General features: G+C 74.7%; 18 protein-coding genes. 8 read left to right on the plus strand and 10 right to left on the minus strand.

What is annotated here, in order from left to right; translation table 11 throughout:
- Positions 1–103: 103 nt before the first annotated feature.
- Positions 104–1,516, plus strand: a complete 1,413-nt coding sequence (locus tag ACGFS9_RS07625; RefSeq protein ID WP_393251421.1) for an APC family permease — start codon at positions 104–106, stop codon at positions 1,514–1,516.
- Positions 1,517–1,559: 43 nt separating this feature from the next.
- Here ACGFS9_RS07625 and ACGFS9_RS07630 read toward each other — a convergent pair whose 3' ends face one another.
- Positions 1,560–1,970, minus strand: coding sequence for a GNAT family N-acetyltransferase (locus ACGFS9_RS07630; RefSeq protein ID WP_393251422.1), 411 nt, complete (start codon positions 1,968–1,970; stop codon positions 1,560–1,562).
- A 116-nt stretch (positions 1,971–2,086) separates the two neighbouring features.
- Between ACGFS9_RS07630 and ACGFS9_RS07635 the strand changes: the two genes are divergently transcribed.
- The 3 genes from ACGFS9_RS07635 (at position 2,087) to ACGFS9_RS07645 (ending at position 7,500) form a co-directional block, all read left to right on the plus strand.
- The gene (locus tag ACGFS9_RS07635; RefSeq protein ID WP_393251423.1) at positions 2,087–4,771 is read left to right on the plus strand and encodes an alpha/beta fold hydrolase; all 2,685 of its coding nucleotides are present in this window, start codon (positions 2,087–2,089) and stop codon (positions 4,769–4,771) included.
- A complete protein-coding gene (locus ACGFS9_RS07640; RefSeq protein WP_393251424.1) occupies positions 4,768–5,631 on the plus strand; it encodes an ABC transporter permease in 864 nt (287 codons plus the stop codon). The genes ACGFS9_RS07635 and ACGFS9_RS07640 overlap by 4 nt, the downstream gene beginning before the upstream one ends.
- Before the next feature lie 264 nt (positions 5,632–5,895).
- The gene (locus tag ACGFS9_RS07645; protein WP_393251425.1) at positions 5,896–7,500 is read left to right on the plus strand and encodes a von Willebrand factor type A domain-containing protein; all 1,605 of its coding nucleotides are present in this window, start codon (positions 5,896–5,898) and stop codon (positions 7,498–7,500) included.
- A gap of 234 nt (positions 7,501–7,734) precedes the next feature.
- Here the strand turns inward: ACGFS9_RS07645 and ACGFS9_RS07650 are convergent, their stop codons facing one another.
- Together ACGFS9_RS07650 and ACGFS9_RS07655 are read right to left on the minus strand one after the other, a co-directional pair.
- On the minus strand, positions 7,735–8,145 hold the full coding sequence (locus tag ACGFS9_RS07650; RefSeq protein ID WP_393251426.1) for a rodlin: 411 nt from the start codon (positions 8,143–8,145) through the stop codon (positions 7,735–7,737).
- A 200-nt stretch (positions 8,146–8,345) separates the two neighbouring features.
- Entirely contained in the window at positions 8,346–8,759 is a 414-nt protein-coding gene (locus tag ACGFS9_RS07655; protein ID WP_366272123.1) for a rodlin, read from the minus strand.
- 249 nt (positions 8,760–9,008) lie between these two features.
- Between ACGFS9_RS07655 and ACGFS9_RS07660 the strand changes: the two genes are divergently transcribed.
- From ACGFS9_RS07660 to ACGFS9_RS07670, 3 genes are all read left to right on the plus strand, one after another.
- Complete coding sequence (locus ACGFS9_RS07660) at positions 9,009–9,425, plus strand: rodlin (RefSeq protein ID WP_393251427.1); 417 nt, start codon at positions 9,009–9,011, stop codon at positions 9,423–9,425.
- A 380-nt stretch (positions 9,426–9,805) separates the two neighbouring features.
- Positions 9,806–10,063 (plus strand): chaplin, encoded by a 258-nt coding sequence (locus tag ACGFS9_RS07665; protein WP_393251428.1) that lies wholly within the window; start codon positions 9,806–9,808, stop codon positions 10,061–10,063.
- Between the two features lie 102 nt (positions 10,064–10,165).
- Positions 10,166–11,161 (plus strand): chaplin family protein, encoded by a 996-nt coding sequence (locus ACGFS9_RS07670; protein ID WP_393251429.1) that lies wholly within the window; start codon positions 10,166–10,168, stop codon positions 11,159–11,161.
- Positions 11,162–11,455: 294 nt separating this feature from the next.
- On the opposite strand, the gene ACGFS9_RS07675 is transcribed toward ACGFS9_RS07670, so the two are convergent.
- Complete coding sequence (locus ACGFS9_RS07675; RefSeq protein ID WP_393251430.1) at positions 11,456–12,910, minus strand: ATP-grasp domain-containing protein; 1,455 nt, start codon at positions 12,908–12,910, stop codon at positions 11,456–11,458.
- A 233-nt stretch (positions 12,911–13,143) separates the two neighbouring features.
- Here ACGFS9_RS07675 and ACGFS9_RS07680 point away from each other — a divergent pair, with 233 nt between their 5' ends.
- Positions 13,144–14,445 carry a glycoside hydrolase family 26 protein gene (locus ACGFS9_RS07680; protein ID WP_393251431.1) on the plus strand — a complete coding sequence of 434 codons (1,302 nt, stop codon included), beginning with the start codon at positions 13,144–13,146 and terminating at the stop codon, positions 14,443–14,445.
- Positions 14,446–14,467: 22 nt separating this feature from the next.
- Here ACGFS9_RS07680 and ACGFS9_RS07685 read toward each other — a convergent pair whose 3' ends face one another.
- The 6 genes from ACGFS9_RS07685 to ACGFS9_RS07710 are packed head-to-tail and all read right to left on the minus strand — an operon-like array spanning position 14,468 to position 21,599.
- The gene (locus ACGFS9_RS07685) at positions 14,468–15,595 is read right to left on the minus strand and encodes a GNAT family N-acetyltransferase (protein ID WP_393251432.1); all 1,128 of its coding nucleotides are present in this window, start codon (positions 15,593–15,595) and stop codon (positions 14,468–14,470) included.
- 2 nt (positions 15,596–15,597) lie between these two features.
- Positions 15,598–16,254 carry a lipopolysaccharide biosynthesis protein gene (locus ACGFS9_RS07690; protein WP_393251433.1) on the minus strand — a complete coding sequence of 219 codons (657 nt, stop codon included), beginning with the start codon at positions 16,252–16,254 and terminating at the stop codon, positions 15,598–15,600.
- An 18-nt stretch (positions 16,255–16,272) separates the two neighbouring features.
- Complete coding sequence (locus ACGFS9_RS07695) at positions 16,273–17,385, minus strand: glycosyltransferase (RefSeq protein WP_393251434.1); 1,113 nt, start codon at positions 17,383–17,385, stop codon at positions 16,273–16,275.
- On the minus strand, positions 17,385–18,146 hold the full coding sequence (locus ACGFS9_RS07700; RefSeq protein ID WP_393251435.1) for a polysaccharide deacetylase family protein: 762 nt from the start codon (positions 18,144–18,146) through the stop codon (positions 17,385–17,387). Before ACGFS9_RS07700 ends, ACGFS9_RS07695 begins: the two co-directional genes overlap by 1 nt.
- Positions 18,130–20,199, minus strand: coding sequence for a murein biosynthesis integral membrane protein MurJ (gene murJ, locus ACGFS9_RS07705; protein WP_393251436.1), 2,070 nt, complete (start codon positions 20,197–20,199; stop codon positions 18,130–18,132). The genes ACGFS9_RS07700 and murJ overlap by 17 nt, the downstream gene beginning before the upstream one ends.
- A complete protein-coding gene (locus tag ACGFS9_RS07710; protein WP_393251437.1) occupies positions 20,196–21,599 on the minus strand; it encodes an O-antigen ligase family protein in 1,404 nt (467 codons plus the stop codon). The genes murJ and ACGFS9_RS07710 overlap by 4 nt, the downstream gene beginning before the upstream one ends.
- Positions 21,600–21,602 lie beyond the last annotated feature (3 nt).

Genomic DNA, 21,602 nt, shown 5'->3' on the forward strand with positions numbered 1-21,602 from the left:
AGCGCGGGAGCGGACGACGAGACGTACCACGACACCAGCCGCCGGAGGCGATAGCGCTCCCCACCCCGAACCACCGCACGCACGAGTCGATCGGAACCGCTCCATGACCGACACGCTCCGCCCCGTCGAGACCGCCGGCCCCGAGGCCGCGCTCGCGGCGCCCGGCAGCCCCCAGAAGCTCAAGCGCTCCATCGGCATCGTCGGCGGCACCCTGCTGACCCTCTCGTGCGTGACCCCCGCCTCGACCCTGTTCGTCGTGGTCCCCGACCTCTTCTCGTCCCTCGGCACGGCCACCGCGCTGACCATCGCGATCGGCTCCGTACTCTGCGTCGCCGTGGCGTTCTGCTACTCGGAACTGGGCACCCTCATCCCCAGCGCCGGCGGCGAGTACGCCATGGTCTCCACCCTGGCCGGCCGCCTCGCGGGCTGGCTGGTCTTCGTGCTCTCCCTGCTGGTCGTCATGATCGTGCCCCCGGTGATCGCGATGGGCACCGCCGACTACCTGGCCCCCCTCATCCACCTGAACCCGGCGATCGCCGGCGCCGGCGTGATGCTCCTGGCCACCCTCGCGGGCCTGCTCGACCTGCGGGCCAACGCCTGGATCACCGGCGTCTTCCTCGTCCTGGAGGTCATCGCCGCCGCCGTCGTGGCCGTGCTCGGCTTCGCGCACGGCGAGCGCGGCGCCGGCAGCCTGGTCTCCATGGAGGTCTCCGGCTCCGGCGGCCACACGGACACCGTGACGGCCATGCTGGTCGTCTCCGGACTCGCCATCGCCCTCTTCATCACCCAGGGCTTCTCGACCGCGGTCTACCTCTCGGAAGAACTGGAGAACCCGCGCCGCAACGTCGCCCGCACCGTCCTCGCCACACTGGCCATCTCCAGCGTCATCATCCTGGTCCCGGTCGTCGCCATCACCCTGGGCGCCCCCGACCTGGCCGCCCTCACCGGCGGAGACATCGGCAGCATGGTGACGGCCTGGTCCAACTCCGCCGTCGGCACCTTCGTCAGCCTGTGCGTGGCCCTCGCGATCATCAACGCCGGCATCGTCATGGTCATCCAGAACTCCCGCGTCCTGTTCGCCTCGGCCCGGGACAGGGCCTGGCCCGGCGCCGTCAACAGCGCGCTCTCGCGGCTCGGCCGCTTCGGCTCCCCCTGGGTCGCCACCCTGGTGGTCGGCGTCCCCGGCGCGGCCCTCTGCTTCGTCAACCTGGACACGCTGTACGGCGTGACCGGCGTGTCCGTGACGGCGATGTACCTGCTGGTGGCGGTCGCCGCGCTGCTCGCCCGGCGCGGCCCGCACCGCCACACGCCCGCCTGGCGGATGCCGCTGTGGCCGGCCGTCCCGGTCGCCCTGATCGCGGTCCTCGCCTACATCCTCGTCCAGCAGGACACCGTCTACCTGCTCTGGACCGGCGGCATCACCGCCTTCGCCACCCTGTACTGGGCTTTCTACCTGCGCCCGCGCCGCGACACCCGCTGGCTGGTGTCGCTCCCGGAGGACGAGCAGACGGTCTGACCACCCCGCCGGACCCACACCCGCGCGCCCACCCCCGGACCCCTCAGCCGAAGGTCCACGTCACCACCGTGCACGTCCCGTCGTCCTCGCCCCCCGCCCCGCGGTACACGGCGAGGGCGGCGTCGTTTCCGGTGTCCACGCCCACCCACATCCCGTAACACCCGCGCTCCCGCGCCAGCGCGGCGAGTTCGCGGACCAGCGCCCGGCCGATCCCCCGCCGCCGGAACGGCTCCGCCACCCCCAGCTCGTACAGGAACATCTCGGTGCCCTTGTCCGGGTGGACCGTCTCGACCCCGCTGACGAAGCCCACCGGCTCCCCGCCCTCGTAGGCCAGGTACAGGTGATGCCCCGGCGTCTCCAGGAAGCGCCGGGCGTACTCGGGGCGCACGGGACCGTCGAAGAGGTGCCCGGCGGCGGTCAGCTCCCCGACGGTGGTGGCACGGCGTGTCCGCATGACCCGTTCGTACCACGGACGCGGTACGCGAGGGCGGGACCGTACACCTCCGGGAGGGGCCGCGGCTCGCCCGGGTGGCCGGTCCCGACGCCGTTCCGCCCCCGTACCGTTGAGGCATGGATCTTCGACTGCCCCGGTTGCGCCTGCCGCGCCGGGGACGCCCGCCCGCCCGAACCGGCGGGGGAACCCGCCGGAGGTGGGGTGCCGCCGCCGCGGCCCTCGTCGTGCTCGCCGGAGCCGTCACCTGGACGGCCGCCGCCGCCGACGGCGCGCCCGCCGTACGCCGCAGCGACCGCCTGATGCCGATGGGCGGCGGAGTGCGCGTCGACACCTCGTACTTCACCGCCGGACCCGCCGACCGGCGCCGTCCCGCCGTGCTGCTCGCGCACGGCTTCGGCGGCAGCAAGGAGGACGTCCGCGGCGAGGCGGAGAAGCTCGCCCGCGACGGGTACGCGGTGCTGACCTGGTCCGCGCGCGGCTTCGGCAGGTCCACCGGGAAGATCGGCCTGAACGACGCGCGCGGCGAGGTGGCCGACGCCTCCCGGCTCGTCGACTGGCTGGCGAAGCGCCCCGAGGTCCGACTCGACAGGAGCGGCGACCCGCGGGTGGGCATGGCCGGCGCCTCCTACGGCGGAGCCGTCTCCCTGCTGACCGCCGCCCACGACCCGCGCATCGACGCCATCGCCCCGTCCATCACCTACTGGAACCTCGCCGACGCCCTCTTCCCCAACGGCGTGTTCAAGAAGGTCTGGGCCGGGCTCTTCATCAACTCCGGCGGCGGGTGCGAACGGTTCGAGGCCCGGCTGTGCGCCATGTACGACCGGGTCGCGGAGTCGGGGAAGCCGGACGCCGAGGCGGTCGACCTCCTGCGCGAACGCAGCCCCGAAGCCGTCGCCTCGCACATCACGGTGCCCACCCTCATCTCCCAGGGGCAGACCGACTCCCTCTTCCCGCTCGGCCAGGCCGACGCGATGCAGAAGGCCCTGCGCGCCAACGGCGCGCCCGTGAAGGTGGACTGGATCGCCGGCGGGCACGACGGCGGCGACAGCGAGGCGGACCGGATCGGCGCCCGCACCGCCGCCTGGTTCGACCGCTACCTCAAGGACGACCGAAGCGCCGATACCGGTCCCGCGTTCCGCGTCACCCGCACCGGAGGCGTCGACTCCACCGACGGCGCGGCCCTGCTGCGCGGCGCGTCCGCCGACCGCTACCCCGGACTGCACAGCGGCCGCCACACCGTCGCGCTGACCGGCCGCGAGCAGACCTTCCGCAACCCCGCCGGCGCGAGCCCGCCCGCCATCTCGGCCCTGCCGGGACTCGGCGACTCGGGCGGGCTCACCCAGCTCTCCTCCCTCGGCGTCGGCATCGGCATCGACTTCCCCGGCCAGTACGCGGGCTTCCGGTCCGCGCCCTTCCGCCAGGACCTGCGGATCACCGGCTCGCCCACGGTGACGGTGCACGTGACGTCGAGCGCCGACGACGCCGTGCTGTTCGCGAAGGTCTACGACGTCGCACCGGACGGCGAGCGCCAGGTGCTTCCCTCCCAGCTCGTCACCCCGGTGCGCGTGACGGGCGCGAAGGAGGGCAAGGACGTCCGCCTCACGCTGCCCGCCGTCGACCACGAGGTCCGCAAGGGCCACCGGCTCCGCCTGGTCCTCGCCTCGACCGACCTCGGCTACGCCTCGCCCGCCGCCCCGGCCACCTACACCGCGGCGGTCGGCGGCGGCCTGACGGTGCCCACCGCGCCCGGCGTGAGGACCGCCGCGGCCCCGCTGCCCTCCTGGGTGTGGTGGCTGCCGGCCGCCGGCGCGCTCGCCGCACTGGCCCTGCTGGCCACCGGCCGCCGCCGCACCACCGCCCCGGCACCCGACCCCGCGCTCGCGGACGTCCCGCTCCAGATCACCGGCCTGAGCAAGCGGTACGCGAAGTCGGCCGACCGCTACGCCGTGCGCGAGCTGTCCTTCCGGGTGGAGAAGGGGCAGGTCCTCGGCCTGCTCGGCCCGAACGGCGCGGGCAAGACGACCACCCTGCGCATGCTGATGGGCCTCATCACACCGGACGACGGGGAGATCCGCGTCTTCGGCCACGCCGTCCGCCCGGGCGCGCCCGTCCTCTCCCGGGTCGGCGCGTTCGTCGAGGGCGCCGGCTTCCTGCCGCACCTGTCCGGCCGGGAGAACCTGGAGCTGTACTGGCAGGCCACCGGCCGGCCCGCGCAGGACGCCCACCTCGAAGAGGCCCTGGAGATCGCCGGCCTCGGCGACGCGCTGGCCCGCGCCGTGCGCACCTACTCGCAGGGCATGCGCCAGCGCCTCGCCATCGCCCAGGCCATGCTCGGCCTCCCGGACCTGCTCATCCTCGACGAGCCGACCAACGGCCTGGACCCGCCGCAGATCCGCGAGATGCGCGAGGTGATGATCCGGTACGCCGCGGCGGGCCGCACGGTCATCGTCTCCAGCCATCTCCTCGCCGAGGTCGAGCAGTCCTGCACCCACCTGGTGGTCATGGACCGCGGCCGGCTCGTCCAGGCGGGCCCCGTGTCCGAGATCACCGGCTCCGGCGACACCCTGCTCGTGGGCACCTCGGAGCCCGTCGAGGCACCCGTGGTGGAGAAGGTCGGCGCCCTCCCGGGCGTCGAGTCCGCGCTCGCCACCGACGGCGGACTGCTGGTCCGCCTCGGCGCGGACGGCAGCCCCGCGCGACTCGTCGCCGAACTCGTGCGGCTCGACGTGCCGGTGGCGTCCGTGGGCCCCCACCGCCGGCTGGAAGACGCCTTCCTCACCCTGATCGGAGGCTCCGCGTGAGCACGCTCGTCGAGCGGACCGAGACGGCGGACGGGTACACCGCACGCCGCACCCTGCCGCTGCGCGTGGAGCTGATCCGCCAGCTCAAACGCCGCCGCACCCTGGTGATGGGCGCGATCCTCGCGCTGCTGCCCTTCGTCCTCGTCGCGGCCTTCGCCATCGGCGGCGAGCCCGGCGGGCGCAACGGCCGGGTCACCCTGATGGACACGGCCACCGCGTCCGGAGCCAACTTCGCCGCGGTGAACCTGTTCGTCTCCGCGGGCTTCCTCCTGGTGATCCCGGTCGCCCTGTTCTGCGGCGACACCGTCGCCTCGGAGGCGAGCTGGTCCTCACTGCGCTATCTGCTCGCGGCCCCCGTGCCGCGGACCCGCCTGCTGTGGTCCAAACTCACCGTGGCGCTCGCCCTCAGCCTCGCCGCGATGGTCCTGCTGCCGGTCGTCGCGCTCGCCGTGGGCACCGCCGCCTACGGCTGGGGTCCCCTGGAGATCCCCACCGGCGGCGCCCTGCCCGCCGGCACCGCCACCCAGCGGCTGCTCCTCGTCGTCGCCTACGTCTTCGTGTCCCAACTGGTCACCGCGGGACTGGCGTTCTGGCTCTCGACGAAGACGGACGCGCCGCTCGGCGCCGTCGGCGGCGCGGTCGGCCTCACCATCGTGGGCAACGTCCTGGACGCGGTCACCGCCCTCGGCCACTGGCGCGACTTCCTGCCCGCCCACTGGCAGTTCGCCTGGGCGGACGCCGTCCAGCCCACCCCCGAGTGGGGCGGCATGATCCAGGGCGCGGCGATCTCGGTGACGTACGCGCTCGTGCTGTTCGCCCTGGCCTTCCGCGGCTTCCGGCACAAGGACGTCGTCTCGTAGTGCCGCCGTGACCGGAAGGGTTTGCCGGACGCCGCGAGCCGGTGACCCCTTCCCGGCCGCGGCACCGGCTGCCGCGACCGCGACCGGCGGCACCCCGACGACACCGCCAGGTCTCCGGAAGATCACCACCCGGTCTCGACGGGCCGTCACCGTGGCCGGTTCGAGACGGTTCCGCAACGCTCCCGAGCGCTCGTCCGGGCCCCCCGCGCCGTCACAGTCACACAGGTCGGGCCACACCGGGGCCGGACAACCGAGGGGGCACGGATGGGGAACAAGCGCACACGCACCGCGGCCGGCGCCGCAGCGAGCACCGGCACCCGGGCGGCGGGCCGCCGGCGCCTCGCCGCCCCGCTGATCGCACTCGCCGCGGCCGGCGCGGTCCTGCTCACCGGCTGCGGCGCGGGAGGCGGCGGGCACTCCTCCGCCGACGGCAAGGCGCGCCGCTCCCTGCCGCTGCCGGGACAGCCGACAGGGGACGGCACCCAGCGGGACGGCGAACAGCCGGACACGCCCGAGGCCACCCCGTCCGCCGACTACCTGTCCACGTTCGCGCTCGACGTCGACACCGCGTCCTACGGATACGCCCGGAGTGCCCTCGCGAGCGGACGGACCCCCGATCCCTCCACGGTCCGCCCCGAGGAGTTCGTCAACAGCTTCCACCAGGACTACGAACGCCCCGCCGGCAACGGTTTCTCCGTCACCGTCGACGGCGCCCGCGCCGACGACGACCGCTGGTCCCTGGTCCGCGTCGGGCTCGCCACCCGCGCCCCCGAGAGCGAGAGCAGCCGCCCGCCGGCCAACCTCACCTTCGTCGTCGACGTCTCGGGGTCCATGGCCGAACCGGGCCGGCTCGACCTGGCCCGCGCCTCCCTCGACGTGATGACCGACCGGCTGCGCGACGACGACGCGGTCGCGCTCGTCACCTTCAGCGACGAGGCGCGGACGGTGCTGCCGATGACCCGCCTCGGCGACCACCGCGACCGCGTGCACCGGGCGGTCGACCGGCTGGAGCCGGGCGAGTCCACCAACCTCGGCGCGGGGGTGCGCACCGGCTACGCCACCGCCGTCGAGGGCCTGCGCAAGGGCGCCACCAACCGGGTCGTGCTCGTCTCCGACGCCCTCGCCAACACCGGGGACACCGACGCGGACAGCATCCTCGAACGGGTCTCCACCGCCCGCCGGGAGCACGGCGTCACCCTCTTCGGCGTCGGCGTGGGCAGCGAGTACGGCGACGCCCTGATGGAACGCCTCGCCGACAAGGGCGACGGCCACACGACCTACGTCTCCGGCAGGGACGACGCCTACGACGTCTTCTGCGACCAACTCCCGCGGAACATCGACCTCACCGCCCGCGACGCCAAGGCCCAGGTCGCCTTCGACCCGGAGACCGTCGAGCGGTTCCGGCTGATCGGGTACGACGACCGCGCCGTCGCCGACGAGGACTTCCGCGACGACCGGGTGGACGGCGGCGAGGTCGGTCCCGGCCACACCGTCACCGCGCTGTACGCGGTGCGCACCCGGCCCGGCGCCTCCGGCCACCTCGCCACCGCGACCGTCCGCTGGCTGGACCCGGCCACCCGCGCCCCGCACGAGGAGTCCGGCCGGCTGGAGACCGGCTCACTGCGCTCCGACGTCTGGGCGGCCCCGCCCTCCTTCCAGGTCACCGCGGTGGCGGCGTACTTCGCCGACGCCCTGCGCTCGGACGGCGCGCGCCGGACGGCGCTGCCCGGCGGCCGGCCCCTCGGTGAACTGGCCTCCCGCGCCCGCGACCTGGCGCGCGCCACCGGGGACAAGGACGTCGCGGCCCTCGCCACCGCGCTCGGCCAGGCCGACCACCTGCACGTCTGCGGCTCCGGCTGCCTCCGGTAGCGGGCCCGGCGGGCGTCCGCCGGGCATCTCCCCACCCGTCCGTGGCGCTGCGCGCGCGACGGGACGGACCGCGTGCGAACCGGCGCAGGGGGAGGCCGCCGGGGCCGTCGCCCGTCCGGTCCCCTCCCGGCGATCCGGCGGCGGGCCGCCCGGCAGGGGGGCCGCTGCGGTGCCCGGACACGGGAACAGCGGGCCGCTCCGAGGAGCGACCCGCTGTCCGCGGAACCGGGAGGGTCAGCTGCCGAGCGAGCCGTTGCCCGACAGGACCGGGATGTTGTCCAGGATGTGCGACAGCGGCTCGTCGCCCTTGGCCTGGGTGGAGTTCTCGGTGCACTGCTGGTTCTGCGGGGCCGACAGGATCGGCACGTCCTGCAGGACGGTGACCGGCACGACGCCGACGAGCGAGGCCAGGTTGGCCTTGACGGGCAGGCCGACACAGGGCTTGTTCAGCGAGCCCTGGACGAGGGAGAGCTGGGGGCTCATGTCGCCGTGCGTCGCCTGGTTGCCGTACTTCTGGACGGCGCCGTTGCCGTTCGTGGTGGTGACACCGTCGTCGTTGCCGACGGCGAGCGCCTGGGGCGCGGCGGCGGCGGAGACACCGGCGATGGAAGCGGCAATGGCCGCGGTCGCCCAGAGCTTCTTCATGGTGGTTTTGCCCTTTCGGAGAGCGGACTCCGAGCGGAGCCGCGTCATGATCAACTGTGGTGCGGGTGGTGCGGTTGCGGGGAGTGCCCCGAATGGCCCAGGGAGGATCTCCGGGCCGGGACGTCGCCGCCGCTGTCGTCGTGGAGGTGACAGCGGCAGCGGGCCGCCGCGGGCGGCGGCCCGCTGTACGCGGCGACGGGTCAGCTGCCGGCCGAGCCGTTGCCCGACAGGACCGGGATGTTGTCCAGGATGTGCGACAGCGGCTCGTCGCCCTTGGCCTGGGTGGAGTTCTCGGTGCACTGCTGGTTCTGCGGGGCCGAAAGGATCGGCACGTCCTGCGCGACGGTGACCGGCACCAGGCCGACGAGCGAGGCCAGGTTGGCCTTGGCGGGCAGGCCGATGCAGGGCTTGTTCAGGGAGCCCTGGATGAGCGCCATCTGCGGGCTCATGTTGCCGTACGTGGCCTGGTTGCCGTAGATCTGCGCGGCGCCGTTGCCCTGGGTGGTGGTGACACCACCGTCGTTGCCGATGGCCAGCGCCTGCGGCGCGGCGGCAGCCGTGGCTCCGACGACGGAAGCGGCGATCGCCGCAGCAGCCATAACCTTCTTGATCACTTGCTGATCCCTTCTGGAGTAACCCCGTCCACCGGAGCGACCTGGACAACTGGACCCGGCGCGCATAGTTGCTCCGATTCACCCCAATGGCCCATGCGCGGGGAGAAATGGCCCGTGCGTGGGCCAAGGGTTTCGTCGACACCGGCGCGTGGACAATCCGTTCGGGTGACGCACCGGAACCATTTCAGTGGAGTCCGGTTGGTGAGGCGGCAGGAATGTGTTGTACAGGCAGGAAAGGAACCCGGAGAAATGCTCAAGAAGGCAATGGCCGTGGCGGCTGTCGCGGCTTCCGTCGTCGGTGCCTCGGCGGCGGCCGCCCCGCAGGCGCTGGCCATCGGCAACGACGACGGCGTCACCACGACCAACGGGAACGGTGCCGAGCAGTCGTACGGTAACGCGGTGGCCAAGGGCGACCAGAGCCCGCAGGCCTCGCTTGTCCAGGGCTCGCTGAACAAGCTCTGCCTCGGTGTGCCGGTCAAGGCCAACGCGGGCTCGCTCGTCGGCGTCCTCGTCCCAGTCGTCGTCGCGCAGGACGTGCCGGTCCTGTCGGCCCCGCAGAACCAGCAGTGCGCCGAGAACTCCACCCAGGCCAAGGGCGACGAGCCGCTGTCGCACATCGTGGACAACATCCCGGTCCTGTCGGGCAACGGCTCGCTCGGCAGCTGACCCGCGGACGGTTCCGGCCGCGCCGGCTCGTTCGCGCGCGGCCGGAACCGTCTCCGCACCCCCCTCCTCTTCCTCTCCCTCTGTGTGCCGTGTCGCCTTTCCCGCGCCGTGCCGCGGGCCCTCCGCTTGCGCCCGGAGAAGCGTTTCCCCGACTAACCAGGGAAACGCTTCTTCTTTGTCGTCGACCATCAAATAAGCGTTTCTTCCCTTCGGTTCCCGGGTACCGCTTTCCCTTCGCTGTGCGGCAGGGCGATTCGAGTGAATTTCCAGGCGGCGCGCGTCGCGCAGTTTCCTCCGCCCTCGGCCGGTCGTTTACAGAGCGCAGGTCATGGCGCGAGCCGTTCAAGTCGTGCTCGCTCGGTCTCGGCCGACACAGGGGCATGGCCGCAGAGAAGGGAAAGCACGTGAAGCACAAGAAGAGCGCTGCTGTCGTCGCCGGCGCGATCATGGCCCTGGGCATGGCTGCCCCGGCCTTCGCGGACGCGGGCGCCGAGGGTGCCGCCGTCCACTCTCCCGGCGTCCTCTCGGGCAACGTGATCCAGGTTCCCGTCCACATCCCCGTCAACGTGTGCGGCAACTCGATCAACGTGATCGCGCTGCTGAACCCGGCGTTCGGCAACGCCTGCGTCAACGGCTGACGCCCCCGGCACCTCAGCCCCCCGGCTGTGCCACGCCGGCCCCGGACCCCTGTGCGGTCCGGGGCCGGCTTCCTCACTTCTACCAGCAGGAAGAAAACAAGAGTGCGACAGAACCTGAGTAGGGGAGTGGTCGTGGCAGCGGCCGCGACGAGCATCATGTCCCTGTACGGCGGCACGGCGTTCGCGGATTCCGGCGCGGTGTCCGCCGCCTCGGACTCGCCGGGCGTCGCGTCCGGCAACAACGTCCAGGTGCCGGTGGACGTGCCCCTGAACGCCTGCGGCAACACGGTCGACGCGGTCGCCGCGCTGAACCCCGCGTTCGGCAACTCCTGCGCGAACACGTCCGGTTCGCACGGCAGGCACGCCGCGCCGCGCGTCCCCGCCCGGCACGACACCGCCGCGTCCCACGGTTCCGGCCCCGCGCGCGCCCACGCCTCGGACCACGGCGCCTCCGCCGACACGGGCCACGGAGGAACGGGCCACGGGGACTCCGGGTACGGCCACTCCGGCCACGGGGACTCCGGGTACGGCGACTCCGGGTACGGCCACTCCGGCCATGGGGACTCCGCATACGCGAACTCCGGCTACGGGGACTCCGGGTACGGTCACCCGGGACACGGCGGCCACGGTCACCACGGGGGCGCCTCCGCGGTCGGCGGGTCGCACGACTCGCCCGGCGTGTTCTCCGGCAACCACGCCGGCGCCCCGGTCGACGTCCCGGTCGAGCTGTGCGGGAACACCGTGGACGTGATCGCCGCGCTGAACCCCGTGTTCGGCAACGCGTGCGGCCACGAGCACGCGCCGCAGGGACACGCGTCCACCCCGGACGAATCGTGCACCCCGCCGCACACGCCTCCGCCGGTGCACGAACAGCCGCCGACCGACACGCCCTTCACGCCCGTCGCGTACACCCCGCCGCCCACGGTCCACGAGCAGCCGCCCGTGCCCTCCACCCCCGAGCACCACGCCTCCACGCCTCCCGCCGCGCTGGCGGAGACCGGAGCCGGCGGCATGCTGGCCACGACGGCGGCCAGTGTGCTGCTGCTCGCCGGCGGCACGGTGCTGTACCGGCGGAACCGGGCCGTGTCCCGTCCGTAGAACGCCTCCGGGTGCCGGACGCGTCCTCGCGTCCGGCACCCGAACCGCTCCCGCCTCCGCTGTCGGACGCCGCTCCGCCGCGGTCGCCGAGCCACTCGGCGCGGCCCCCTCCGGCGGCCCTCCGGGGGCGGGGGCCGGACGGCCGCGGCTGCGGCGCCGGGAGCGCTCCTCCGGGCGGCTGCCGCCGTCGGGAGGCCGCGGGACGTTCGGGGACCCACGGAACGGGCCCGGCCGCGGCGGCGGGTGGGGCGATGGACGCCCCGCGGGGTCCCGCCGCCACCGGCAGGCCGTCCGTCAGCGGCTGTCCGCCGTCTCGCCGCCGGCACGGGAGTCACCCGGCGCGGTGGAGGAGTCGGCCGGGAGCCCGTCCCGCCGGGCGGGGGCCGGGACCCGGGCGCTCCCGCGGGGCCCGGGGCGCGCCTCGCCCCGGGGACGCACGACCGTCGGGTCCGCGCGCGGACCGGCGGATGCCGGGACGGGGGCCGCCAGTTCCTCCAGCGCCTCGGTCACCGCCGCCGCGGCACCGCGCGTCGGGTCACCGGCCGCCGGCACCCCGCCCGCCGCGCGCAGCAGACGCCCGGCGCGCTGGACCAGCCGGAGGGGCACGTGCCGGGCCCACAGGCTCCACAGCGCACGGCCCGGTGCCCGGTCGTCCGGTGCGTGCCAGGCCAGTTCGCGCCCCGCGGGGCGCGGGCGGGGGAGCAGCGCGGAGAGCGGGGCGTAGTTCTCCACGACGAACGCGCGGCCCGGCAGGGGTGCCGGGTCCGGCAGCGGACGGTGGGTCAGGTCCAGGTGCAGGGCGCGGACCACGTCCAGACCGCCGCCGTCCTCGAAGAGCCGGAACTGGGCGCCGGGCCGGGGGTTGAAGTCGAGCAGGTGGTAGCGGCCCGTCCCGTCCCTGCGGAAGTCGAGGTCGAAGACGCCCCGGTAGCCGAGAGCGCCGGTGAGCCGTTCGACGAGATCCTCCAGTTCGGGATGGGGTGTCCAGCGGCCGACCGCCGTCAGGCCCGCGCCGCGCGGCCAGGACCGGTGTTTGCGGCCCGCGCCGCCGCCGTGCGTCGTACCGGACCGGCCGACGTAGCCGTGGACGAACCAGTCGCGGTCGGGTCCCGGCGGCACGAAAGCCTGGAGCAGCAGCGGGCTGCCCGCCTCCGCGGCACGCCGGCACAGGTCGCGCGCCTCGCGCGCCGAGCGGACCAGCACCGTGCTGCGCAGATCGCTGCCCGCCGGGAGCAGCCAGGGCCGGCTCCACTTCGCCATCAGCGGCAGCCCCAGCCGCCGGGTCGCCGCGGCCGCCTGCGCGGGGCTCTCCGGGACCAGGGTCACCGGGTGCGGAACGCCCGCGCTCGCGCACACGGCGGCCAGTTCGGCCTTGTCGGCGACCCGTTCGGCGAGGGCGAGGGGCTGCCCGGGGAGCAGGAAGGCGTCGCCGAGGTCGCCGCCGATGCGGCCGACCGCCAGCGCGCCGGCGTCATCCATCGGGACCAGTACGGCCGGCCGGGCCACCCGGGCGGCCACTCGGCGCAACACCGCGGCGATCTCCGCGGGGGATGAACCCGGCGGCGGCGGGGGATGCATGGCACTCACGAAGCGCGATCCGGCGACGGGACTTCCCGCGGAATCGGCGACGACGTGGACCTCCACACCGGCCCTGCCGAGGGAGCGGACGGCGCCGAGGGTTCCGTGGTGGAAGGGATTCCGGTCGATGCGGAGCAGAACGGCGGGAACCCGGGTGTCGAGCATCGGCACGGGCTTTTTCCTTCGGGTCGGCGACAGGGGCGGCGAAAGCGCGGAACGCGCCCGGCGGAATGTCCCCGGATACCTGAGCGGTCGTTCCGCCCGCGGACGTGCGGACGAACGGTCACCCGTGAGAGTGATCATCAGGGAATCGGGCCGGGGCCTCGGTTGGCGGAATGGGTATTCGTATGACTGTGTGTCAGTAATCGGATAGGAAAATCCGAGCGTGAGGGAGAGGAGCAGGCATGGCCCCACATCAGCACCGGCCCCGGAGCAGCAGGCTGGCGTTCGTCGCGGCAGGCATCGTCACGTCGGTCGCGGTCGCGGCGGGTCCGGGATACGCCGTGGGCGCCGGGGCGGGTCGGGCCGGTCGTCCGCCGGTTCCGGCACCCGCGCCGGCGGCGCCGGCGGCTCCCCCCGTCTTCGCCGCCGACCCGTCGCCCTCCCCGAGCCCCGGCTCCCCGAAGCCCGCCGAGCCGGCCGCGCAGCGGCCCGCCTTCGGCGCCTACCTGGACTACGGCGCCCGGGGTATCGCCCGGATCGCGCAGCTCAGCGAATGGCTGGGCGGCACCGAACTGCGGGTCGGGCACACGTACCTGCCCGGCGACCGCTGGAGCAACATCGAGGGGGCGCCCGGCTTCCTGGACGCGTGGGCGGACTGGCGGCGGGAGCGGGCCGACCGGATGCTCGTGCTGAACGTCCCCATGATGGAGCGCAACGAGGACGGGGTCTCCGACAGCGCGGTCCGCTCCCTGCTCCGCCAGGGCGCCGCCGGGGAGTTCGACCGCCACTTCCGCGCGCTCGCCGAACGCCTCGTCGAGCTGCAGGTGCCCGACACCGTGGTCGTGCTCGGCTGGGAGATGAACGGCATCACGTACACCCATCGCTGCGGTCCCGACCCGGAGGCCTGGAAGAAGTACTGGAACAGAATCGTCACCACGATGCGTTCGGTGCCCGGGCAGAAATTCACGTTCGATTTCGCCCCGAACCGCGGCCGGGACGCCGTTCCCTGGACCCAGTGCTATCCCGGGGACGACACGGTCGACGTCATCGGCATGGATTCGTACGACCAGCCGTCGGGAATGTCGTTCGACGAGCAGGTGAAGGAGCCGTACGGGCTTCAGGCGCAGGTCGACTTCGCGAAAGCCCACGGCAAGCCCGTTTCCTATCCTGAATGGGGCCTGTTCCGCAACGGCGACAACGCCGAGTACATGAAGCGCATGCTCGCCTGGATCGACGAGCACAAGCCCCTGTACAACACCGTCACCGACTACTGCCCGCACGGCGTCTGGCAGTGCCGGGACAACCCCCAGGCGTCCCGCGTCTACCGCGCCGCGCTGTCCGGGCTCACCGGCCCGGCCGTCCCGGAGTCCCCGGAGCCGACCCCGACGCCGACGCCGACCCCGACACCCACGCCCGAGCCGACCCCGCCCACGACGCCGGTCCCCCGGCCGAGTTGCTCGCCGGTGGACCTGGGCGACTGGGTGGAGTACTGGCTGGGCGGGAAGCTGTGCCTGCGCTTCGACTGGTGGTCGCGCAACCGGTGACCCCCGGGTGGCGGCGGGTCGTTCAGGGCCCGCCGCCACCGCGCTCCTTCCAACTGCGCAGCAGTTGTTTGCCCCGCCGGCGCGCGGCGACGTCGCAGACCACCGCCGACATCAGCGGCGCCGTCCGCCGGCGGGCGAGCAGCAACCGCTGGTTGACGACGGGCTCCGGACGCCAGTGGCGCTTGTACGGTTCGTCGCCGCGCAGCAGGCTCAGGGTTCCGCGTCCGCCCGCCTCGGTGTGCCGGGAGCAGGCGTCCAGCAGCATCACCGCCACGTCCGCCTTGCGCTCGCGCAACCGCGGATGGGCGCCGTACAGGTAGCCGCCGGCCAGCCGCGGCGACAGCAGCGTGAGGTCCACGGCGACCACGGCGTCGTCGAGACGGAACTCGGTGACCACCGCGTCCCCCGACCGCACCATCGGGACCACCGAGCGGACCAGGTGTTCGGAGAACCGTTCCTGGAGGTGCTCGCTCGTCACCTTCCGGTCCTGCCACTGCAACCGGTGCAGTTCGAGCAGCCGGCGCAGCGCGGTGTCCACCTCGTCCAGGCCCACCACCCGCTGCCGGACCCCCAGCGCGGTGAGCTTGCGCAGCTTCGCCCGGACGCGCTGCGCCTTCGCCGACGGCAGCCGGCCCACCAGCTCCTCCATGGAGGCCGCGGGCAGTTCCAGGCACAGCGAGTCGCCCACCCGGCGGCGCGGTCCGCGCCAGCACGCGTAGATCCGCTCCACCGCCCCGCCGGGACGGACCTCGCGGAAGTCGATCAGCGCGGTGCGGGCGGCGGCCGACAGGCCGTCGGCGAGCAGGGCCGCCCACCGGTCGGCCCGCTCGTCGTCCAGCAGCACGTCCGCGTAGTCGGAGATGGCCCCGCCGAGCGGGACCAGCACGGGCAGCGGGCGGCGCACCAGCATCAGCGGCGCGACGGCCCGCAGCTCGCCGCCCTCGCGGACCACCACCAGCCGCAGCCGGCCCGGCGTCCCGTACGACAGCCACCACGAGTGCAGCCAGGCGTGGCTCTGGAAGGCGGTGACGGCCGCGCAGCTGCGGTACAGGCGGTCCCAGGCGGGCCCCAGGTCGGCGAACTCCCGCTCGTCGGTGATGATGTCCGTCCGCGCGACGCTGCGTACGCGGCTCCGGAGTGTCCCGGGCACAGTCACAGCGCCCCGTGCACGTCGGCGGCGACGGCGGGACCCGGTACGGGGGCCGGCCGGGTCGCGTCGGCGGAGCGGCGGGGGCGGACGAGCAGCACGAGCCCGCTGAGCAGGCCACCCGCGCCGGCGCCGACCAGGCCCGTCACCGGGGCCGGGGCGGAGGACGCCGAGGTCGGCTTCACCGCGCGGGAGAACGACAGGAGCTGGACGTGGGTGTCCTTCTGGCCGGCGTTGGCGTGCTGGATCAGCGAGCGGGTCACCGCGTTCGCCATGTCGGCGGCACGGTCGGGACGCGCGGAGGTGGCGGAGACGGCGACCATCGGGGCGTCCGGCGAGGTCGCCGTCCGCACGTCCGCCTGAAGCGTCCGGACCGGGACCCCGGCCCACACCTGCGCGTCGCCGAGGACCGCGAGCTGGGTCGCGACCCGGCCGTACGCCTGCGCGAACCCGAGTGCGGCCGACGGGTCGCCCTTGTCGGTCGGTACGGCGATGACGTAGCTCGTCGCCGTGTAGGCCGGCGTCTTCACCGCGCCGTAGGCGCCGCCGAGCAGACCGCCGAGCACGGCACCGGCGGCGAGCAGCGACCACGGCGGCAGGGACTTCGCCCGGGCGAGGACCGTTGCGGAGGAACGGCGGCCCCGGGTGGGGTTTTCGGGCATGAGGAACTCTTTTCCGGTTCAGGTGCGCGAGACAGCGGCCGTGTACACGTCCATGAGCCGTGCGGCGCTGCGGGTGATGCAGTAGTGGTGGGCGGCGTCCGGCGCCGTGCGGGAGGCCGGGCCCCCCGCACGGCAGCGGGTCAGGGCGCGGACGAAGGAGTCCGTGTCGCCCGCGACCCGCACGGCGCCGTGAGCCGCCTCGGGCGGCAGGTCCTCGACGGCCGGGCAGGAGACGTAGCGGACCGGCAGCCCGGCCGCCATCGCCTCCACCACGGCGAGCCCGAACGCCTCCTCCGGGCTGGGCGAGGCGAGGACGTCCATGGCCGCGGTGAGCGAGGGGAGGTCGGCGCCGGGCGAGCCCCCGGCCGGGCGTTCGCCGGTGAACAGCACCCGGTCCGCGACCCCCGCCTCGTGCGCCGTCCGCCGCAGCACGCTCTCCTCGGTGCCACCGCCGACGAGCAGCAGCCAGCAGTCGTCGGGCAGTTCCGCCAGCGCCCGGACCAGGACGTCGAACCGCTTGCCCGGCGCCAGCCGGCCCACCCCGCCGACGACGTAGGCGCCCTCCGGCAGCCCGAGCCTGCGGCGGGTGCGCTCGCGCAGCACCGGGTCGAAGCGGAAGCGGGCGACGTCGATGCCGTTCGGGACGACCTCGATACGCGGCCCGGGCACGCCCCAGCGGCGCAGCCGGTCGGCGACCGTCGGGGACACCGCGACGGTCGACCGGCCGAGCCGCTCGCTGGCCAGGTAGAGGGCGCGCACGCCGGAGCCGAGCCGGCGGCCCTCCATCTGGGAGTCGCCGAGCGAGTGCTCGGTGGCCACGACGGCCCGCACACCGGCCAGCCGGGCGGCGAGCCGGCCGTACACGCAGGCCCGGTACAGGTGGGTGTGCACCAGGTCGTAGCGGCCCGCGCGGATCACCCGCACCAGCCGGGGCAGCGCGGCGAGGTCGCGGTTTCCGGTCATGCCGAGGTCGATGACCCGCACACCGTCGTCGGTCAGGCCGGCGGCGACGGCCCCCGGGTTGGTGAGGGTCACGACGTCGCACTCGACGGGCAGGTGCCGCAGCAGCAGCCGCAGTTGCTGCTCGGCGCCGCCCACCCCGAGACCGGTGATGATGTGCAGGGCCTTCATCAGACCCCCTCGACGGGCCGCCGGCGCAGGCGGTGCAGCTTGTGCTTCAGCAGCATCCGCACGGGGGTGTCGCTCTCGCCGACGTGCAGGCGGGGGAGGGCGTGCAGGCAGGTCAGCGGCCCGGGGTCGATCGCGCACCCGTAGCCGTACCCGGCGTCCCGGACGGCGCTCACGACCCGGGCGTCGAGCGTGCCGTAGGGGTAGCAGAAGCCCTCGACCGGAGCACCCGTCAGCTCCGCGAGCAGCGCACGGCTCTCCGCGACCTCCGCGTGCAGCAGCGCGTCGTCGGCCCGGGTCAGGTCGACGTGGGTCAGCCCGTGCGAACCGACCTCGACGCCCTCGGAGGCGGCGGCGACCCGGATGCCCTGCCGGGACAGCAGCGGCTTGCGGGGACCCAGGGGGTCCCAGCCGTTCTCGCCGCCGAGCCGGCCGGGCAGCACGAAGAGGGTGGCGCCGAAGCCGTACCGGCGCAGCAGCGGGAGCGCGGTCTCGACGAAGTCCGCGTACCCGTCGTCGAAGGTGAGGCCCACCAGGTCGCGCCCCTCGCCGCGGGCGCGGGCGGCGAGCAGGTCCGCCATCCCCATGCCGCGCAGCCCGCGCCGCCGCAGCCAGCCGAACTGCTGGTCGAGGCGGTCGGGCGAGACCGTGATGCGGTACGGGTCGTCGGAGGTGTCCCCGACCGAGTGGTACATCGCCACCCAGGGCGGCCCTTCGAGGGAGCTCGTGCCGGTACGTCTGCTGCTGTCAGCGGAAACGGGCATGCGGAACCCTTCGTGTGACGGAACGGAGTGCGGGTGCGAGCCCCTCGACGCGGAGCATCCAGGCCAGCAGGGCGAAGACGACGGTCACGACCGTGCCGCCGAGGACCAGGCCGAGGAGCGGTGAGTCCGGGCGGCTCGCGCACAGCCCCCCGGCCACCGCGGCGGCCGTCGCGGCCCGCAGCGGCTTGCCGATCTCGGTCAGCACCCGGCGGGTGCGGATCGGCACACTGCGCGGACCGGTGCCGTGCAGCAGGAGCACGGCGCTCAGGGTGATGCCGGTGGCGTTGGCGGCGGCGATGCCGCACACCCCCCACGGACCGACGGCCAGGACGCCGATCCAGGAGGTCGCGATGATCCCGGCGGTCATCGCGAACAGCGGGTACCAGGTCGGCCGCCCCGCGCAGAAGTACGACCGCACGAGCGCCCCGACCAGGGTGTGGCCGAGCAGCCCGAGCGCGTACACCCGCATGACCGACGCCGTGGCCGCCGTGTCGGCGGCGGTGAACGCGCCCCGCTGGAAGAGCAGTTCGATGATCTGCGGGGCGCACGCGACGACCCCCGCCGCGCCCAGCAGCACCGTGCAGGACACCAGCGCGAGGTCGCGCTCCACGCGCTCGCGGGCGCGCGCGGTGTCTCCCTCGGCGATGGCCTGCGCGACCACCGGGAAGGTGACCGTGCACAGCATCAGCGAGAGGACCATCGGCATCTGCGCGACCTTCTGGGCGTAGTTCAGATGCGAGATGGCGCCGGCGGGCAGCGAGGAGGCGAGGAAGCGCTCGACCAGGACCTGGGACTGCCGGCAGAGCGCGAAGAGCAGCACCGTGCCGACGAGGGCCAGGTCCATCGGCCGGGCCGGCTCGCCGTCCGGCAACTCGACCGCCGCCCCCTCGCGCCGCCACTGCCGGGCCACCGACGGAAGCTGCGCCACCACCATCAGGGCGCCGCCGACCGCGACGCCGAGGGCCGCCGACCGCACGCCCCAGTGGCCGCCGAGCACGACCATCGCCGCGATGATCCCGGCGTTGTAGGCGACGTAGATGGCGGCGGGGGCGACGAAGCGGCGGTGGGCGCGCAGCGCCGCGCTGCAGTAGCCCGCGAGCCCGAAGGAGAACACGCAGGTCGCGGTCAGCCGGGTGCAGTCCACCGCGAGCCGGGGATCGGGCAGGCCGGGTGCGAGCGCCTCGACGAGGTAGGGAGCGCCGGCGACGAGCAGCGCGCCGACGGCCGCGAAGGCGAGCGTGAGCCGCGGCAGCGTCACGGCGACCAGCGCCCGTACGGGGTCGCCGGCCGCTCCGCGGGCCCGCCGGGCGACGGCGACGCTGAACAGGGGGACGAGGACGAAGGCCAGGCCGTCCTCGATGAGCAGGGTGGCCGCGAACTCCGGGACCGTCCACGCGACGAGGAACGCGTCCGTGTCCGACCCCGCGCCGAACAGGTGGGCGAGCGCCTGGTCGCGTCCGAGGCCGAGGACCGCTCCGGCGATGGACAGCGCGACGGTGACCAGAGCGGCCTTCGCGAGGAACCGGTTGGAGACGGGGGCCTCGGACCGGCGCTCCGCTCCGCCGGCGGCCGGGGTCTCGGAGGAGCGGGTGGCGCGGGTGGAGTCGGAGCGGCCGGGAGCGCCGAGGGGGTGAGGGGTCTCGGGGGAGGGGGGAGAGGCGCCCGGGGTGGCCGGGGGAGCGGTGCGGGCGCCGGGGAGGGGGCGCGGCGGAGGGCCGGCGGGTGCGGCCGGCGCGGTGCCGGACGCGTCCCCGTCCCCCGCACCCGACGCGCCCCCCGCGGCCTCGCCCGCCGCCCCGGGGCCGGCCGCCGCCGGCCGCCGGCCGGGCCCGGCCGGCGGCGCCGCCGCGGGTCCGGGCGCCGGTCGGGGACCGGCGGCCCCGGCCGGCCCGAAGCGCGCCGTACCGGTGGCCGAGCCGGTCGCCGCACGGGCCGGTCCCGCGATCGTCTCCGGGCCGCCGTCCCCGTCCGCTCCCGAGCCTGCCCCCGCGACCGCGCCCGCCGCCGTCGCGGACTCCGCGTCGTCCCCCGCCCTCGGCGGCTTCACCGTCATCGGACCGCGGCCTCCTCGGGAACCGAGGGGGCCGGGGCGGGGTCCCCCGGACCGGCCGGTGCCGCCGGGTCGACCAGCGCCCACCAGCCGACGAGGCCGAACACGACGGCGGTCAGCACCGTCGAGGGACCGCCGATGTCCGCGTACACGAAGTCGGTCAGCTGCCAGACGAGCAGCCCGCACGCGACGAGCGCGCAGTCCGTGCCCGCCGCGACCGGCCTCCCGCCCGGCGCCGCCCGCACGGCGGCGCTGCGCACCCGGACGAGGCCGCGCAGCGCGCACACCAGCAGCGCGAGCCAGCTCCCCGCCAGCGCGAGCAGCCCGACGAGCCCCTGTTCACTGAGGACCAGGAGGTACATGTTGTGCGGCGAGAGCAGTGCCTGCTTGTGGTACGCGGCGCCCGCGCCGGCGATGTCGCTGCCCGACGACAGCGCGAGCGAGGCATGGCCGTCGCGGTATTCCGGGAACCCCTTCAGGCCGACCCCGGTGAGCGGGTGTTCGCTCCACATGTCGGTGGCGGCGGCCCACATGGTGTACCGGTCGAGCACCGACTGGTCCGGCGCGTCCGCGACCTGCGTGATGCTGGCCATCCGCTCCTGGAGCATCGCCGTGCCGACACCGAAGCCCCCCACCAGGACGACGCCCGCCGCGAGGGCCACCGCGGCCACCTTCGCCGCGCGCCGCAGGCCCGCGAGGAGCAGCTGCCCGCCGCAGGCGACGGCGGTGGCGATCCAGGCCCCCCGGCTGAACGACAGGGCGAGCGGCAGCAGCAGCGTCAGCGCGCACCCCAGGGCGACGGCGCGCCGGCGTGCCGCGCTCGTCCCGAGGGCCAGCGCCACCGAGCACACCAGCCCGAAGGCGACGACCGTGGCCATCCCCATCACGTCCGTCGGGCCGAACGTGCCGACCGCGCGCACGTCCTCGCCCTGGTAGGAGGCGCCGGTCCCGGTGGCGTACTGCTGGACGCCGACCGCCCCCTGCCACAGGGCCAGAGCGACGAACGACCAGGCCAGCAGACGGAAGTCGCGCCGGTCGCGAACCGAGAGCAGGACGGCGGCGGGGACGAGCACGAAGACCTGGAGGTAGCGGACGAGTCCGGTGACGCCGGCTCCCGGGTCCGCGGCCCCGGCCGCGGCGACCGCGACACCGACCACGGGCAGCCCGAGGACGACCGCGGCCGTGGCGGACAACGGCCGCCGCCGGGCCCGCAGCAGACGGATCACGCACGCGAGCACGACGACACCGGACATGGCGTCGGCGACGTTCGCGCCGCCCTCGCCGTCCGGCGCCACCGGCAGCCCGAGCAGGGCGATCACCACCACGACCGGCAGCACCGGCAGCGCCCGCCGCAGCGCGGCGGCCGGACGTCCGAGAGGGGTGGCGGGCAGGGCGTGGCTCATCGG

Origin of the sequence: Streptomyces sp. NPDC048566 (genome assembly GCF_043199735.1) — a bacterium.
In the GTDB taxonomy this organism is placed as follows: Bacteria; Actinomycetota; Actinomycetes; order Streptomycetales; family Streptomycetaceae; genus Streptomyces.

What these genes read in the sequence shown, in the direction of transcription:
- ACGFS9_RS07625 (WP_393251421.1), top strand. Translation starts at nt 104, where the DNA reads ATGACCGACACGCTCCGCCCCGTCGAGACCGCCGGCCCCGAGGCCGCG.
- ACGFS9_RS07630 (WP_393251422.1), bottom strand. Translation starts at nt 1,970, where the DNA reads ATGCGGACACGCCGTGCCACCACCGTCGGGGAGCTGACCGCCGCCGGG.
- ACGFS9_RS07635 (WP_393251423.1), top strand. Translation starts at nt 2,087, where the DNA reads ATGGATCTTCGACTGCCCCGGTTGCGCCTGCCGCGCCGGGGACGCCCG.
- ACGFS9_RS07645 (WP_393251425.1), top strand. Translation starts at nt 5,896, where the DNA reads ATGGGGAACAAGCGCACACGCACCGCGGCCGGCGCCGCAGCGAGCACC.
- ACGFS9_RS07650 (WP_393251426.1), bottom strand. Translation starts at nt 8,145, where the DNA reads ATGAAGAAGCTCTGGGCGACCGCGGCCATTGCCGCTTCCATCGCCGGT.
- ACGFS9_RS07660 (WP_393251427.1), top strand. Translation starts at nt 9,009, where the DNA reads ATGCTCAAGAAGGCAATGGCCGTGGCGGCTGTCGCGGCTTCCGTCGTC.
- ACGFS9_RS07665 (WP_393251428.1), top strand. Translation starts at nt 9,806, where the DNA reads ATGGCCGCAGAGAAGGGAAAGCACGTGAAGCACAAGAAGAGCGCTGCT.
- ACGFS9_RS07680 (WP_393251431.1), top strand. Translation starts at nt 13,144, where the DNA reads ATGGCCCCACATCAGCACCGGCCCCGGAGCAGCAGGCTGGCGTTCGTC.
- ACGFS9_RS07690 (WP_393251433.1), bottom strand. Translation starts at nt 16,254, where the DNA reads ATGCCCGAAAACCCCACCCGGGGCCGCCGTTCCTCCGCAACGGTCCTC.
- ACGFS9_RS07695 (WP_393251434.1), bottom strand. Translation starts at nt 17,385, where the DNA reads ATGAAGGCCCTGCACATCATCACCGGTCTCGGGGTGGGCGGCGCCGAG.
- ACGFS9_RS07700 (WP_393251435.1), bottom strand. Translation starts at nt 18,146, where the DNA reads ATGCCCGTTTCCGCTGACAGCAGCAGACGTACCGGCACGAGCTCCCTC.
- murJ (WP_393251436.1), bottom strand. Translation starts at nt 20,199, where the DNA reads ATGACGGTGAAGCCGCCGAGGGCGGGGGACGACGCGGAGTCCGCGACG.
- ACGFS9_RS07710 (WP_393251437.1), bottom strand. Translation starts at nt 21,599, where the DNA reads ATGAGCCACGCCCTGCCCGCCACCCCTCTCGGACGTCCGGCCGCCGCG.